This window comes from Pseudomonas sp. UFMG81 (assembly GCF_015354575.1).
In the GTDB taxonomy this organism is placed as follows: domain Bacteria; phylum Pseudomonadota; class Gammaproteobacteria; order Pseudomonadales; family Pseudomonadaceae; genus Aquipseudomonas.
In genome coordinates this window covers 22,603-37,570 of the sequence record NZ_JACAFQ010000010.1, presented here as the reverse complement: position 1 = coordinate 37,570, position 14,968 = coordinate 22,603, and the positions used below count along the sequence as shown (strand labels likewise).

General features: G+C 64.4%; 10 protein-coding genes and 2 tRNA genes. 7 read left to right on the top strand and 5 right to left on the bottom strand.

Annotated features, from left to right (window positions below):
• Nucleotides 1-7: 7 nt before the first annotated feature.
• The 3 genes from sugE to rdgC all read right to left on the bottom strand — a co-directional run bounded on the left by sugE (nucleotide 8) and on the right by rdgC (nucleotide 2,599).
• On the bottom strand, nucleotides 8-325 hold the full coding sequence (gene sugE / locus IX761_RS09940; RefSeq protein WP_153784979.1) for a quaternary ammonium compound efflux SMR transporter SugE: 318 nt from the start codon (nucleotides 323-325) through the stop codon (nucleotides 8-10).
• A gap of 221 nt (nucleotides 326-546) precedes the next feature.
• Nucleotides 547-1,512, bottom strand: coding sequence for a bile acid:sodium symporter family protein (locus IX761_RS09935; RefSeq protein WP_194789421.1), 966 nt, complete (start codon nucleotides 1,510-1,512; stop codon nucleotides 547-549).
• Between the two features lie 166 nt (nucleotides 1,513-1,678).
• Complete coding sequence (gene rdgC, locus IX761_RS09930; protein ID WP_194789420.1) at nucleotides 1,679-2,599, bottom strand: recombination-associated protein RdgC; 921 nt, start codon at nucleotides 2,597-2,599, stop codon at nucleotides 1,679-1,681.
• A gap of 207 nt (nucleotides 2,600-2,806) precedes the next feature.
• On the opposite strand from rdgC, the gene IX761_RS09925 reads away from it, so the two are divergent.
• Both IX761_RS09925 and IX761_RS09920 read left to right on the top strand, forming a co-directional pair.
• Nucleotides 2,807-2,882: transfer RNA gene (locus tag IX761_RS09925), tRNA-Val, on the top strand.
• Between the two features lie 13 nt (nucleotides 2,883-2,895).
• A tRNA-Asp gene (locus tag IX761_RS09920) sits at nucleotides 2,896-2,972 on the top strand.
• Nucleotides 2,973-3,149: 177 nt separating this feature from the next.
• Here the strand turns inward: IX761_RS09920 and map are convergent.
• Nucleotides 3,150-3,929 (bottom strand): type I methionyl aminopeptidase, encoded by a 780-nt coding sequence (map, locus tag IX761_RS09915; protein ID WP_194789419.1) that lies wholly within the window; start codon nucleotides 3,927-3,929, stop codon nucleotides 3,150-3,152.
• The gene (locus IX761_RS09910) at nucleotides 3,926-4,129 is read right to left on the bottom strand and encodes a ParD-like family protein (RefSeq protein WP_194789418.1); all 204 of its coding nucleotides are present in this window, start codon (nucleotides 4,127-4,129) and stop codon (nucleotides 3,926-3,928) included. Before IX761_RS09910 ends, map begins: the two co-directional genes overlap by 4 nt.
• Before the next feature lie 319 nt (nucleotides 4,130-4,448).
• On the opposite strand from IX761_RS09910, the gene IX761_RS09905 reads away from it, so the two are divergent.
• The 5 genes from IX761_RS09905 (at nucleotide 4,449) to IX761_RS09880 (ending at nucleotide 14,727) form a co-directional block, all read left to right on the top strand.
• Complete coding sequence (locus tag IX761_RS09905; protein ID WP_194789417.1) at nucleotides 4,449-8,462, top strand: bifunctional nitrate reductase/sulfite reductase flavoprotein subunit alpha; 4,014 nt, start codon at nucleotides 4,449-4,451, stop codon at nucleotides 8,460-8,462.
• A gap of 294 nt (nucleotides 8,463-8,756) precedes the next feature.
• Nucleotides 8,757-11,309 carry a nitrite reductase large subunit NirB gene (nirB, locus tag IX761_RS09900; protein WP_194789416.1) on the top strand — a complete coding sequence of 851 codons (2,553 nt, stop codon included), beginning with the start codon at nucleotides 8,757-8,759 and terminating at the stop codon, nucleotides 11,307-11,309.
• Nucleotides 11,309-11,668 (top strand): nitrite reductase small subunit NirD, encoded by a 360-nt coding sequence (nirD, locus tag IX761_RS09895; RefSeq protein ID WP_194789415.1) that lies wholly within the window; start codon nucleotides 11,309-11,311, stop codon nucleotides 11,666-11,668. The genes nirB and nirD overlap by 1 nt, the downstream gene beginning before the upstream one ends.
• A gap of 169 nt (nucleotides 11,669-11,837) precedes the next feature.
• A complete protein-coding gene (gene pcaQ / locus IX761_RS09890) occupies nucleotides 11,838-12,770 on the top strand; it encodes a pca operon transcription factor PcaQ (RefSeq protein WP_194789414.1) in 933 nt (310 codons plus the stop codon).
• A 1,228-nt stretch (nucleotides 12,771-13,998) separates the two neighbouring features.
• A complete protein-coding gene (locus IX761_RS09880; protein WP_194789413.1) occupies nucleotides 13,999-14,727 on the top strand; it encodes an FKBP-type peptidyl-prolyl cis-trans isomerase in 729 nt (242 codons plus the stop codon).
• Nucleotides 14,728-14,968 lie beyond the last annotated feature (241 nt).

The window sequence follows — 14,968 nt, the reverse complement described above, 5'->3', positions numbered from 1 at the left end:
CAGAAGGTCAGCTGGCGCTGACCTTCAGGCCCACCAGGCCAGTGACGATCAGGGCGACACTGGCCAGGCGGATCAGCGCCATGGACTCACCGAATAGGATGATCCCGGCGATGACCGTGCCCACGGCGCCAACGCCGGTCCAGATGGCATAGGCGGTGCCCAGCGGCAGCTCTTTCATGGCCAGGCCAAGCAAACCAAGGCTGATGACCATGGCGCCGACGGTCAGCACGGTGGGCAGGGGGCGGGTGAAGCCGTCGGTGTATTTGAGGCCGACAGCCCAGCCAACCTCGAACAGGCCGGCGAAGAACAGGATGATCCAGGACATGGTGTGTCTCCATCTATTAATGATGGGGCCGTCCCCGATACGATCACGCGCAGCGTCGTGAGGTCGTCCTCACAGTGCGCACTATAGTGCCCATTTGCCGAGGCCGGGGCAAGGCTCGAGGATCGGTGGTTGCCTCATCGCCGGCAAGCCGGCTCCCACACCGAACGCATGATGCCCTTGTGGGAGCCGGCTTGCCGGCGATGAGGCCGGGGCAGGCAACATCAGTTTCGGGCAGGTGCGATGTTCTCAACCTCTGGCGAAGGCGCTTCCATCCGCCTGAACCAGGTCGACAGCAGCGCCCCGGAGATGTTGTGCCACACACTGAACAGCGCGCTGGGCACCGCCGCCAGGGGCGAGAAGTGCGCCGCCGCCAGCGCCGCGCCCAGCCCCGAGTTCTGCATACCCACCTCCAGCGCCAGCGACTTGCGCTGGGCCAGCGGCAGCTTGCACAGCTTGCCGGTGAGGTAACCGAGCAAAAAGCCGAAGCTGTTGTGCAGGATCACCACTGCCATGATCAGCAAACCGGACTCTGCGATCTTCGCCTGGCTGGCCGCCACCACCGCGCAGACGATCATCACGATGCTCACCACCGACACCAGCGGCAGCACCTGCACCGCCAGCTGCACCCGTGCACCGAGCAAGCGCTGGGCCAGCACCCCGAGCACGATCGGCAGCATCACCAGCTGCAGGATCGACCAGAACATGTCCATGAACGAAACCGGCAACCAGGCCGAGGCCAGGAACCAGATCAGCGCCGGGGTGAGCAGCGGTGCGAGCAGGGTAGTCACCGCAGCAATGGCCACCGCCAGCGCCAGGTCGCCCTTCGACAGCCACACCATCACGTTGGACGCCGTGCCGCTTGGGCAGCAGCCGACCAGGATCACCCCCACGGCGATTTCCGCCGGCAGCTGGAACAGCTGGCACAGCAGCCAGGCCATGCCCGGCATGATCACGAAGTGCGCCACCACCCCCAGCGCCACCCGCCAGGGCTGGCGGGCGAGGGCAGCGAAGTCGTCGAGCTTGAGCGTGAGGCCCATGCCGAACATCACCAGCCCCAGCAGCGGCACGATGGCCACCTTCAGGGCGATGAACCACTGCGGCATGAGAAAGGCCAGGCAGGCAAACAACAGCACCCACAGGGCGAAGGTGTTGCCGACGAAGCGGCTGAGGGCGGCGAGGGCGCGCATGGGCAGGTCCTTTTCTATTTATATGCCTAGGGTTTCACCGGCCCTTTCGCGGGCAAGCCCGCTCCCACAGGTCTTGCGCATTCCCTGTGGGAGCGGGCTTGCCCGCGAAGAGGCCGGTGAAGACAACAGATCAGCTCCGAGTCTTCAGCGGTATGTCATTGAGGCCTCAGACCCCTTGCGGAATCTCCTCGCCACCCAGTGCTTCGAACAGCGCCGGCAGGAACTCGCGGAAGGTCATCATCATCAGCTGGAAGCTGGCATCGAACTGCTGCGCCGCTTCGTCGCCGCCATCCTGTTCGGCCTGCTCCTGCAGCAGCTCTTCGAACTTAAGGCGCTTGATCACGGTCTTGTCGTCGAGCACGAACGACAGCTTGTCCTGCCAGGCCAGGGCCAGTTGCGTGACCACCTTGCCGGTGCTCAGGTGCAGCTGGATTTCTTCGCCGGTCAGGTCCTGGCGTTTGCAGCGGACGATACCGCCATCTTCGGCGGTGTCGCGCAGCTCGCATTCGTCGAGGACGAAGAAGTCGGCGGCCGGTGCCTGGGCCTTGACCCAGTCGGTCATGGTCGCCACCGGGGCGATCTTCACGGTCACCGGGCGCACTGGCAGCGAGCCCATCACTTCACGCAGGGTGGACAGCAGGTCTTCGGCACGCTTGGCGCTGGCCGAGTTGACCAGGATCAGGCCCTGGCGCGGGGCGATGGCGGCGAAGATCATCGAGCGGCGAATGAACGCGCGGGGCAGGAAGGCCTGGATGATCTCGTCCTTGATCTGGTCGCGTTCCTTCTTGTAGACCTTGCGCATCTGCTCGGTCTCGATCTCCTCGACCTTTTCCTTCACCGCGTCGTTGACCACGCTGCTGGGCAGGATGCGTTCTTCTTTACGCGCGGCGATCAACAGGAACTCACCGCTGACATGTACCAGCGGCGCGTCTTCGCCCTTGCCGAACGGGGCGACGAAACCGTAGGTGGTCAGTTCCTGGCTGGCGCAGGGGCGGGCCGGCTTGCTGGCCAGGGCAGCTTCCAGTGCTTCAGGCTCGAACGGGACATCCTGGGTCAGGCGGTAGGTCAGCAGGTTCTTGAACCACATGAGGGGGAATCTCTCCTTAATACATAAGGCGGGCATTATTCTCCGAGCGGTGGTGCCAGGCCAACCCTGTCAGAGGGCCAGTAGTTACCTATAAAGGAAGAAAAGCGTGGCTGCGCTAGGTCTTTGAAAATACTTCAAAAAAAATTGAAAAAAGTGCTTGCCAGGGTGTGAGGTCCTCCGTAGAATGCGCGCCACACCGAGACGAAAGGGTGATTAGCTCAGCCGGGAGAGCATCTGCCTTACAAGCAGAGGGTCGGCGGTTCGATCCCGTCATCACCCACCACTCGATGTATAGCGCGGCGGTAGTTCAGTCGGTTAGAATACCGGCCTGTCACGCCGGGGGTCGCGGGTTCGAGTCCCGTCCGCCGCGCCATATTAAGCTTCCAGGGCCCACTGAACACCCGGAAGCAACGAGGAAAGCGACCTTAGGGTCGCTTTTTTTTTGTCTGTCGATTTTGCCTGAGACCTGCTCGGCCCCTGTAGGAGCGGCCTTGCCGGGGCGCTCCTACAGAAAACCGGTGCAAGACAGTTGCTCCCACAGAGGCGCGCTTCAGGCGCTGCGGGTTTCCTCTGCGCGCAACGTCAGCACCTCATACCCACTCTCAGTCACTGCCACGGTATGTTCCCACTGCGCCGACAGGCTGTGGTCGCGGGTGATTACCGTCCAGCCATCGCGCAGGCCACGGGTACCTCGCCCGCCCTGGTTGATCATCGGCTCGATGGTGAACACCATCCCCGGTTGCAACTTCATGCCCATGCCCGGCTGGCCGTAGTGCAGCACTTCGGGTGCCTCGTGCATCTGCTGGCCGATGCCATGCCCGCAATATTCGCGCACCACGCTGTAGCCGGCGGCCTCGGCGTGGGTCTGGATGGCGTGGCCGATATCACCTAGGGTCGCGCCTGGGCGTACCTGCTCGATGCCCTTCCAGAGTGCGTCGTAAGTGGTGTCGACCAGCCGCCGAGCATCCTCGCTGATCTGGCCCAGGCAGTACATTTTCGACGAATCGGCGATATAGCCACCCTGTTCCAGGGTGATGTCGACGTTGACGATCGAACCTTCCTGCAGTACCTCGCCCGCTTTGGGCATGCCGTGGCACACCACATGGTCCACCGAGGTGTTCAGCGCATAGGGAAATCCATATTGGCCCTTGCTCGCCGGGCGCGCCTTGAGGGTGTCGACGATGAACGCCTCGGCGCGGTCGTTGATCTGCATCGTGGTCACCCCCGGGCGGATGAAACCGTCGAGGTCGGCGAACACCTGGGCCAGTAACTGGCCGGCGCGGCGCATCAGCTCAAGCTGGGCGTGGTCCTTGAGAATCACCTTGCTCATTGCAGCAGTTCCTTGAGGTTGGCCTGCTCCTGGCGCAGCAGTTGACGCAGCAGGTCCTGGTAGGTGGCTTGCGGGTGCAGTTCGGCAAGCATGCCGAGGCGAATCCAGTGTTCGGCCTGGGCGTTGATCGAGCGCGACAGGGCGGCACTGGCGATGCGCAGGTCTTCGTGGAGGTCGTCGTTGATCTTGACGATGCCCATGGTTGAATCATCCCTATATATGAAACGTATATGAATCATATGTTGAAACGGTCAAGGCATGCCACCCGTTGGTGCGTCGCTCCCTCTCTCGGTGCATGAGCCAATCGCGGGGCAAGCCCGCTCCCACGCATGAATGTGGGCTGCGTGGGAGCGGGCTTGCTCCGCGATGAGCTGGCCCGGGATTTGCTGAAGATCACTGATCAAGGCCGTCAACGCCGATGGCCGCATTTCATCACGACGAAGGCGCCGTGTTGCTCCGCTTGCCCAGTGCAGGCGGGGCAGCCGGCGCCTTTGTCGTTTCATCAGCAGGAGATCGCCGATGAGCAGCAGCCAGGTGCGCAGCGTTTGCCCGTATTGCGGGGTGGGGTGCGGCATCGTCATGAGCGTGAGCGACGGCCAGGTGGTAAAGATCAGCGGCGACAAACAGCACCCCAGCAATTTTGGCCGCCTGTGCACCAAGGGCCTGACCGCCCATGTGCCACTTGGTGTCGGACGCATGGCCCAGGCCTTCGTGCGCCGCCAGCGCAGCCAGGAGCCGGTGCGCAGCACCTTGGACGAAGCCATTGCCGAGGCGGCTGGCCGACTGCGCGCCATCATCGATACCCATGGCCCCGACGCGGTGGCCCTGTATGTCTCCGGGCAGATGTCGCTGGAGGCGCAGTACCTGGCCAACAAGCTGGCCAAGGGCTTCATCCGCACCCGCCATATCGAGTCCAACTCGCGCCTGTGCATGGCCAGCGCCGGCAGTGGCTACAAGCAGTCACTGGGCGCCGACGGGCCGCCCGGCAGCTACCAGGACTTCGAGCGCGCCGAAGTGTTCCTGGTGATCGGCGCGAACATGGCCGACTGTCACCCGATCCTGTTCCTGCGCCTGCTCGATCGGCTCAAGGCCGGGGCCAAGCTGATCGTCGTCGACCCCCGGCGCAGCGCCACTGCCGACAAGGCCGACCTGTTCCTGCAAGTGCGCCCAGGCAGCGACCTGGCGTTGCTCAACGGCCTGCTGCACCTGCTGCACGCCAACGGCCATACCGACCCCGACTTCATCGCCCGCTACACCGAGGGTTGGGATGAACTGCCGGCGTTTTTGGCCGACTACACACCCGCGCGCGTGGCCGCCATCACCGGCCTGAGCGAGGCCGATATCCATGAGGCCGCACGCCTGATCGGCGAGGCGGGCGAGTGGATGAGCTGCTGGACCATGGGCCTTAACCAGAGCATCCACGGCACCTGGCACAGCAATGCGCTGTGCAACCTGCACCTGGCCACCGGCGCCATCTGCCGCCCCGGCAGCGGGCCGTTCTCGCTGACCGGCCAGCCCAATGCCATGGGCGGGCGCGAAATGGGCTACATGGGCCCGGGGTTGCCGGGCCAACGTTCAGCGCAGGTCGCGGCCGACCGCGCGTTCGTCGAGCAGCAATGGCAGTTGCCGCCGGGCCATCTGCGCAGCGAAGGCGGCGAGGGCACCGTGGCGCTGTTCGAGCAGATGAAGGTCGGCGATGTGAAGGCCTGCTGGATCATCTGCAGCAACCCGGTGGCCAGTGTCGCCAACCGCCAGCAGGTGATCGACGGCCTGGGCCAGGCCGAGCTGGTGATCTGCCAGGACGCCTTTCTCGACAGCGAAACCAACCGCCATGCCGACATCCTGCTGCCCGCCGCGCTGTGGGCCGAAGGTGAAGGGGTGATGATCAACAGCGAGCGCAACCTTACGCTGATGCCGCGCGCCATCGCGCCGCCCGGTGACAGCCTGGAGGACTGGCGGATCATCGCCCGTATCGCCTGCGCCATGGGCTATGCCGAGGCCTTCGACTACCCCGATGCCGAGGCCGTGTATGAAGAGATCCGCCGTTTCTGGAACCCGGCCACCGGCTACGACCTGCGTGGCATCGGCTACGCCGAGCTGCGCGAACGTCCGCGGCAATGGCCCTGTGCTCCCGGGCGCACCGACGATCGCAGCCCACTGCGCTACCGCAACGATGGCTTCAGCCAGCAGATGCTGCGTGACGCACAAGGTGTCCAGCCGGCGCTGGCCTTCCCCACGCCCAGCGGCAAGGCGCGCTTTTTCGCCCGGCCCTGGCTGCCGCCGGCCGAGTTGCCGGACGAGGCCTATCCCTTCGTGCTCAACACCGGCCGTGTGCAGCACCAGTGGCACACCCTGACCAAGACCGGCAAGGTGCCGAGCCTGAACAAACTGGAGCCCGGCCCCTTCGTCGAAATCCACCCCGACGACGCCCGGCGCCTGGGCATCGCCGACAAGGACCAGGTGGCGATCCGCTCCCGTCGCGGCCAGGCGCTGCTGCCGGTGCGCCTCAGTGATCGGGTGTTGCCCGGTAGCTGCTTTGCCCCCTTTCACTGGAATGACCTTTACGGCGAGCAGTTGGCGATCAACGCCGTGACCTGCGATGCGGTCGACCCCACCTCGCTGCAACCGGCCTTCAAGCACTGCGCCGTGACCCTGGAACGGGTGGCCGGCGAGCGTATCGAGGCCCTCGAGCTGACCACCGCCACGCCATCGGAGCCTACCACCATGCCGACTGCCACCCTGTCCCACCTGCTGGGCCTGGACGCATTGCCGGCCCCAGTACTGGCCGAAGATGAACGCCACTACCTGCAGGGCTTCCTGCTGGGCCTGGGCCAGGTCCGTAGCGAAGGCGTGCCGTGCCTGCCGGCCAGTGCGCCGTTGGCGCCGGCCCGGCGTCTGTTCGTCGATGGCTTGCTGGCGGGCATGTTCGCGCAGCCTGCGGGCGTGCCGGCAGTGATGGATGCAGCGCCCAGCCACCGCGTGCTCTGGGCCTCGCAGACCGGCACGGGCGAGGCCCTGGCCGAGCGCTGCGCCCAGCACCTGCGCGAAGCTGGGTTGGCGGTGCAATTGAGCTGCATGGAGGCCGTGACCCCGGCGCAGTTGCAGGGCGCCGCCAGCGTGCTGCTGATCGCCAGTACCTTCGGCGATGGTGAGGCTCCGGACAGTGGCGCGGCATTCTGGCAGGCGTTGCAGGGGGAGGAGGGCGAGCATTGCACGGCGCTGCCTTTTGCGGTGCTGGCGCTGGGCGATTCGAGCTACGAGCAGTTCTGCGGTTTTGGCCGCAAGCTCGACCAGCGCCTGGCCGAACTGGGCGGGCGACGCTTGCTGGCGCGGGTCGATTGCGAGCCGGACCACGACGAGGCGTTTGCTGCGTGGCTGGCGGCCCTGCTGCCCGAGCTGGGCAGCACCGCGTCGGCGCGCATTGAGCCCGAGCCGGTCGAGCGCTACTGCAAGCAGCAGCCCTGGCTTGCGCCGGTGCTGGAGAACCGCTTGCTCAACGGCCCTGGCTCGACCAAGGAAACCCGCCAGCTGGTGTTCGACGTGAGCGGCAGTGGCTTCACCTATCAACCCGGCGATGCCCTGGGCGTTTGGCCGCGCAACTGCCCGGCGCTGGTCATCGAACTGCTGGCGCTGATGCAGCTCGATGGCCAGGCCCACGTCGAGCTCAAAGGGCACGCGCCGATGCCGCTGGCCGAGGCCTTGGAGCGGCACCTGGAAATCGCCCGGGTTACGCCGCAGCAGCTCGAGGTGTTCAGCCAGACGGCCGAAGCGCTGCAAGTTCTACTGCAAGACAAGACCGAATTGAAAGACTGGCTGTGGGGCCGTCAGCTGGCCGACGTGCTGCGCGAATACCCCCAGCAGTTGCCACTGGACACCTGGCTGACGTTGCTCAAGCCGCTGCAGCCGCGCCTGTACTCGATCAGCTCCAGCCCAGCCGCGCATCCCGGGCAGGTGCACCTGACGATGTCCACCGTGCGCTATGGCGAGCGCAAGGGGGTCTGCTCGGCGTTTCTTGCCGACCGGGCCCAGGCCTTGGAAGTGGCGATCTTCCCGCAACCGTCCAGGCACTTCCGCCTGCCCGAGGACGACAGCCTGCCGATCATCATGATCGGCCCCGGTACCGGGGTGGCGCCGTTTCGCGCGTTCCTTCAGGAGCGCGAGGTGCGCGCGGCCAGCGGGGGCAACTGGCTGTTCTTCGGTGAGCAGCGTGCGGCCTGCGATTTCTATTACCGCGAAGAACTGGAGGCCTGGCAGGCCAGTGGGCACCTGCGCCTGAGCACGGCGTTTTCCCGCGATCAGGCCGAGAAGATCTATGTGCAACAGCGCCTGCTGGAGCACGGCGCCGAGCTGTGGCAGTGGCTGCAGGCGGGGGCGTATGTCTACATCTGCGGCGATGCCCAACGCATGGCCAAGGATGTGGATATCGCATTGCGCAAGCTGGTGGCCGAGCACGGCGGCATGGAGGCGACGGCGGCGGATGCCTATGTCGAGGCGTTGGGGCGCGACAAGCGTTATCGGCGGGATGTGTATTGAGTGCACCAGTGTGGGGAGCCATGCACCGCCCTGGTTCGCCCGGCTTCATGGGTGGGAGCGGGCTTGCCCCGCGATGGCAGCATGGCATTCGGCGCGGGCCAGCAGCAATAACGCTTTCGCGGGGCAAGCCCGCTCCCACGCAGCAATTGGCACAGTCTCTGCTTTGACAGATTCACAACAGCCCCACTGATCAACGGCGATCAACCCAGGGGCCTCACATTGATGAGTACAGGCAAAGGCGCCTGGAGCTAACGCTCCAGGCGCCTTTTTGTTTTCCGTGATCGAGGAACGGCTATGAAGGCAACAGCGAACGGCGCACAACGGGCACGGCTGGTGATCGTCGGCAACGGCATGGTTGGCCACCACTGTGTCGAGCAACTGATCGGGCAGGGCGCGCTCGAGCGTTTCGAGCTGCATGTGTTCGGTGAAGAGCGCCAGCGTGCCTATGACCGGGTGCACCTGTCGGAATACTTCGCCGGCAGCTGCGCTGAAACCCTGGCCCTGTGCGAGCAGGGCTATTACGGCGACAACGGCGTGCACCTGCACCTGGGCGAGGCGGTGCTGAACATTGACCGTGAACGCTGCGAGGTGGTCACCGCCGACGGCCGTTACGGCTACGACCAGCTGGTGCTGGCCACCGGCTCCTATCCGTTCGTGCCACCGATCGAAGGCTCCAGCGGCACTGCGCGCCTGGTCTACCGCACCCTCGATGACCTCGACGCAATCCGCGCCGCCGCCAGCGATGCCCGCCGTGGCGTGGTGGTCGGCGGTGGCCTGCTCGGGCTGGAGGCGGCCAACGCGCTCAAGTCGCTGGGCCTGGAAGCCCATGTGGTGGAGTTCGCGCCACGGCTGATGCCGGTACAGCTGGACAGCGATGGCGGCGCCGCACTCAAGGCACAGATCGAAGCGCTGGGCGTGGGCGTGCACCTGTCCCGCGCCACCCAGTCGGTGAGTGCCGGTGAAGACTACCGCTACCGCATGAATTTTGACGGCGGCGAGCACCTGGAAACCGACCTGATCGTGTTTTCCGCCGGTATCCGCCCGCAGGATGCCCTGGGCCGGGCCAGCGGCCTGGAGATCGCCGCCCGTGGTGGCGTGGTGATCGACAACCAGTGCCGCACCAGCGACCCGCAGATTTTCGCCATCGGCGAATGCGCTTCGTGGAACGGCAGTGTGTTCGGCCTGGTCGCTCCGGGCTATGCCATGGCGCGTAATCTGGCGGCGCTGCTGATGAATGCTCCAGCCGTTGAATTCACCGGTGCTGACATGTCGACCAAGCTCAAGTTGCTGGGGGTGGATGTCGGCTCCATCGGCGATGCCCACGGCGCCACGCCAGGCGCGCGCAGCTACCGCTTCATCGACGAAGCCAACGCCAGCTACCGCCGGCTGGTGGTGGACGCCAGCGGCAAGCACGTGATCGGCGCGGTGCTGGTGGGCGACAACAGCTACTACGACACCCTGCTGCAATACGCCCAGAACGGCATCAAGCTGCCGGCCGACCCGGCCGCGCTGATCCTGCCGCAAAGTGGCGGCGCGCCGGCACTGGGCGCCGATGCCTTGCCTGACAGCGCGACCATCTGCTCGTGCCACAACGTCAGCAAGGGCGCGGTGTGCGCGGCCATCGACAGCGGCTGCGGCGACCTTGCAGCGGTCAAGGGCTGCACCAAGGCCGCCACCGGATGCGGGGGGTGCGCGGCGCTGCTCAAGCAAGTCTTCGAACACGAACTCACCGCCCGCGGGGTGACCGTCGACAAGAGCCTGTGCGAGCACTTCGCCTACACCCGCCAGGAGCTTTATGGCCTGGTGCGGGTCGAGGGTATCCGCAGTTTCGCTGAACTGCTCGAACGCCATGGCAAGGGCCACGTCGGCTGCGATATCTGCAAGCCGGCGGTGGGCAACATCCTCGCCTCGTGCTGGAACCAGCCGATCATGGACCCGGCGCTGGTGCCGTTGCAGGACACCAACGACACCTTCATGGCCAACATGCAGAAGAACGGCACCTACTCGGTGGTACCGCGCATCCCCGGTGGTGAGATCACCCCGGAAAAACTCATCGTGATCGGTCAGGTGGCGAAAAAGTACGACCTCTACACCAAGATCACCGGCGGCCAACGCATCGACCTGTTCGGCGCCCAGTTGCATGAGCTGCCGCTGATCTGGGGCGAACTGATCGAGGCCGGGTTCGAGACCGGTCACGCCTACGGCAAGTCGACCCGTACGGTGAAGTCCTGCGTGGGCAGCACCTGGTGCCGCTATGGGGTGCAGGACAGCGTGGCCATGGCCCTGCGCCTGGAAGACCGCTACAAGGGCCTGCGCTCGCCGCACAAGCTCAAGTTCGCGGTGTCGGGCTGCACCCGCGAGTGCGCCGAGGCGCAAAGCAAGGATATCGGCGTGATTGCTACCGACAAGGGCTGGAACCTGTACGTGTGCGGCAACGGTGGCATGCGCCCGCGCCACGCCGAGTTGTTCGCCACCGACCTGGACGACGAAACCCTGGTGCGGCTGATCGACCGCGTGCTGATGTTCTACATCCGCACCGCCGACAAGCTGCAGCGCACCTCGGTGTGGCGCGAAGGCCTGGACGGTGGGCTGGACTACCTCAAGCAGGTGATCCTCGACGACAGCCTGGGCCTGGCCGCGGAGCTGGAAGCGCAGATGCAGCATGTGGTCGAGCAGTACGAATGCGAATGGGCCAACGCCCTGAATGATCCGGAAAAACTCAAGCGCTTCCGCACCTTCGTCAACGACCGGCGCGCCGACCCTGATGTGCATTTTGTCCGTGAGCGTGGCCAGCGTCGGCCTGCCGCAGCCCTGCACTTGATCCCGACCCATGAGGAGGCTGTCTGATGAACCTGTCCAATGCTGCTGTAGCAAAGCAAACCACCTGGCAGGCTGTGTGCCAGGCCACCGACCTGGTCGCCGACTCTGGTGTGGTGGTGTGGCATGAGGGGGCGCAGGTAGCGCTGTTCTATCTGCCGGGGCAGGACCAGGCGGTCTACGCCATCGACAATCGCGACCCACGCTCGGGGGCCAATATCATCGGCCGCGGGCTGCTGGGCAGCGTGCAGGACGAGCTGGTGGTGGCGGCGCCGCTGTACAAGCAGCATTTCAGCCTGCGGGACGGGCGTTGCCTGGAGGATGCGGGGCAGCGCTTGCGGGTGTGGCCGGTGCGGGTGGTGGCGGGGCAGGTGGAGATCGGGCAATAGGGTTCTCATACGCCTGTATCGGCCTCATCGCCGGCAAGCCGGCTCCCACAGGGTCAGCGGCTATCTGAGTACCTGTGGGAGCCGGCTTGCCGGCGATGAGGCCGGTACTGCCAATACACCCCCATGGCAATGGATTACAGCGCATGCCCACGCAGATACACTGCCCCGCATGAACCTCGATACCCGCATCAAGTTCCGCCACCTGCTGTGCTTCCTGGAGATTGCCCGGCAGGGCAGCCTGGCCCGTGCCGCCGATGTGCTCGCCATCAGCCAGCCGGCGATTTCCAAGACCTTGCGTGAGCTTGAAGAACTGCTCGAGGCGCGGCTGTTCGAGCGCACTCATCAGGGTGTGACCCTGAGCCCAGCCGGCACCCGCTTCATGCGCTACGCCGGGCCCAGCGTGCAGGCGCTGCGCGATGGTGTGAGTTGCGTGCGGGGCGAGGCTCGGGCGCCGTCCCAGGTGCGTATCGGCGTGCTGTCGACGGTCGAGGGGCTGCTGATGCCCGAGGTGTTGTGCCGCTTGCACCAGCGGCATGAGGCGCTGGTGATCAGTGTGGTCACGGGCGTGAGTGCCCAGTTGCTTGGGCAGTTGCACCTTGGCGAGCTGGAGCTGGTGGTTGGGCGCATGACCGACAGCCCGCAGATCCAGGGCTTGTCGTTCGAACACCTGTACAGCGAGTCGATGACCCTGGTGGTGCGGCCGGGGCACCCGCTGCTGGTGCTTGAGCCTTTCGACCGGGGCCAGGTCGGGCGTTATCCATTGGTGCTGCCGCCGCCGGGGACGACCATTCGCCAGCATGCCGACAGCCTGTTCGTGCAATGCGGGATTCAGGTGCCGGTGCAGCGGCTGGAAACGTTATCGCTGGCGTTGAGCCGGCGCTATCTGTTGGGCAGTGATGCGGTCTGGGTGGCGCCTCGGGATGCGGTGCTGATCGACCTTGGGCGGGGGGAGCTGGTCGAGCTCGACCTTGGGGTTCGGGAGCCGGGGGGATCGGTAGGGATCTGTCGGAATGCGGCTTTGGATCAGGGGGCGGCGGCGCAGTGGGTGTGTGAGGTGTTGCGGGAGGTGGCCTCGGAGTATCGTGAGGGGGGGTATCCTTGAATGGCTGCGTGTCAACTTTCCTTGGGCGTACTTTAGGGGTTTTCCATTAGTGCTGCCGATCAAGTTTTGGTCTTTAAGCTGGTTGATTGGTTGATTGGTTGATTGGTTGATTGGTTGATTGGTTGATTGGTTGATTGGTTGATTGGTTGATTGGTTAATTGGTTAATTGATTGGTTGGTTAATTGGTTGGCGGTTTTTAAGTTGTGAGCATATCCATTTGTGAGTGTGACGCTTATTCACCTTTCCGCCCTTACGGCGGGTCACTTTTTGAAGCATCAAAAAGTAACCAAAAAATGCTCGCTCCATTCATACGGCCCCTGCGCTGCGCTCCGGGGTTCCCTCACTCCGGTCTTGCTCCCGGGAGTACGCACCGAAGGGCCATCCATGGCCCATCGGTGCTCGACGGGCATCCATGCCCGTCGCCTCCCTCCGCAAGCCCTCCGATCGGCCTCCTGAAGTCGCGAAGTTAGGGGCGGCGCCTATATTGGCGCAGCTGTCGCTGGTTGTTTGTTGTGTTGGATATCAAATTGCATTCGCCGGCAAGCCGGCTCCTACGGGTGTACGAACTTTAAACTGCACACCGTCCGTAGGAGCCGGCCTTGCCGGCGAACAGGCCATTACAAACAACAGATCAACAACGATTAAGCACGATCTGCTCTTGCTCTTGCTCTTGCTCTTGCTCTTGCTTCTAAGCGCGCGATAGTCCAGTCACCGCCAAACGCGACTTCAGGAGGCCGAACGTAGGACTTGCGGAGCGGGGCGATGGGCATGGATGCCCATCGAGCACCGATGGGCCATGGATGGCCCTTCGGTGCGTCCACGCGGGAGCAAGGCCGGAGTGAGGGAACCCCGAAGCGCAGCGTAGGGGCCGGATGATGGGAGCAGGCGGTTTTGCTTACTTTGGCCGCGGCCGGCGAGGCAAGAGCAAAGTAAGCCGCCGTAAGGGCGGAAAGGTGACGAAAAGTCGCTATCGTGAATGGATATGCACCGAAATCTAAAAACCAGCACACTAATCCCCAAGCCCAAGCCCAAGCCCAAACCACCCAGCACCCTACCCAAAACCACCCATACTGGCCATTGGCTGCAAGCCCCCACCATGAACAACCTTTCACCCAGGAACTTCCAGCCCCCAACCCGCTCTTATGCCGGTAGCCATTGGTCACGACCGCCTGCTAAGCTCGCGGCTTTACCCTGATTTGCCCTTATGGCGCATGAACAAGGAATCAGCATGAAACAAACTCGTCTGGCGGCTGCGGTTGCCCTGGTAGGTCTGGTGCTGGCGGGCTGCGACGCCCAGACCAGCAGCGTCGAGTTGAAGACTCCGGCGCAGAAAGCCTCCTACGGTATCGGCCTGAACATGGGCAAGAGCCTGGCCCAGGAAGGCATGGACGACCTGGACTCCAAAGCCGTCGCCCAAGGTATCGAGGACGCTGTTGGCAAGAAAGAACAGCGCATCAAGGATGAAGAGCTGGTCGAGGCCTTCACCGCCCTGCAGAAGCGCGCCGAAGAACGCCTGGCCAAGGCCAGCGAAGAAGCGGCCGCCAAAGGCAAGAAATTCCTCGAAGAGAACGGCAAGAAGGCCGGCGTGGTCACCACCGCCTCTGGCCTGCAGTACGAAGTGGTCAAGAAGGCCGACGGCCCTCAACCCAAACCGACCGATGTGGTCACCGTCCACTACGAAGGCAAGCTGATCGACGGCAAGGTGTTCGACAGCTCCGTCGAGCGCGGCGCGCCCATCGACCTGCCAGTCAGCGGCGTGATCCCAGGTTGGGTCGAAGGCCTGCAACTGATGCACGTCGGCGAGAAGTACAAGCTGTACATTCCAGCTGAACTGGCCTACGGCGCCCAGAGCCCGAGCCCGCTGATCCCGGCCAACTCGGTACTGGTGTTCGACCTGGAACTGCTGGGTATCAAAGACCCGAGCAAGCAGGACGCCGAACCGGCCCAGGCTGAGTAAGCGCAACCTCTGCTGTACAACGGCGCCCCGTCTCGACGGGGCGTCGTCGTTTTTGCAGGCAGTTGACGCGAACCGTTGGCGTCCGTCACTGTCGCACACAATGCCGCGAGCGAATCCTGCGACGAGGTGTCGCAAAACGTTTGCGCCTTTGAAACGACTGTGTAAAAAACGCCCGATCCGTGCCCGGCCCTTGCCCGGCGGGGACCAAACGGCGCAAAGGCTGTCCTGTTCACAAGGTTAT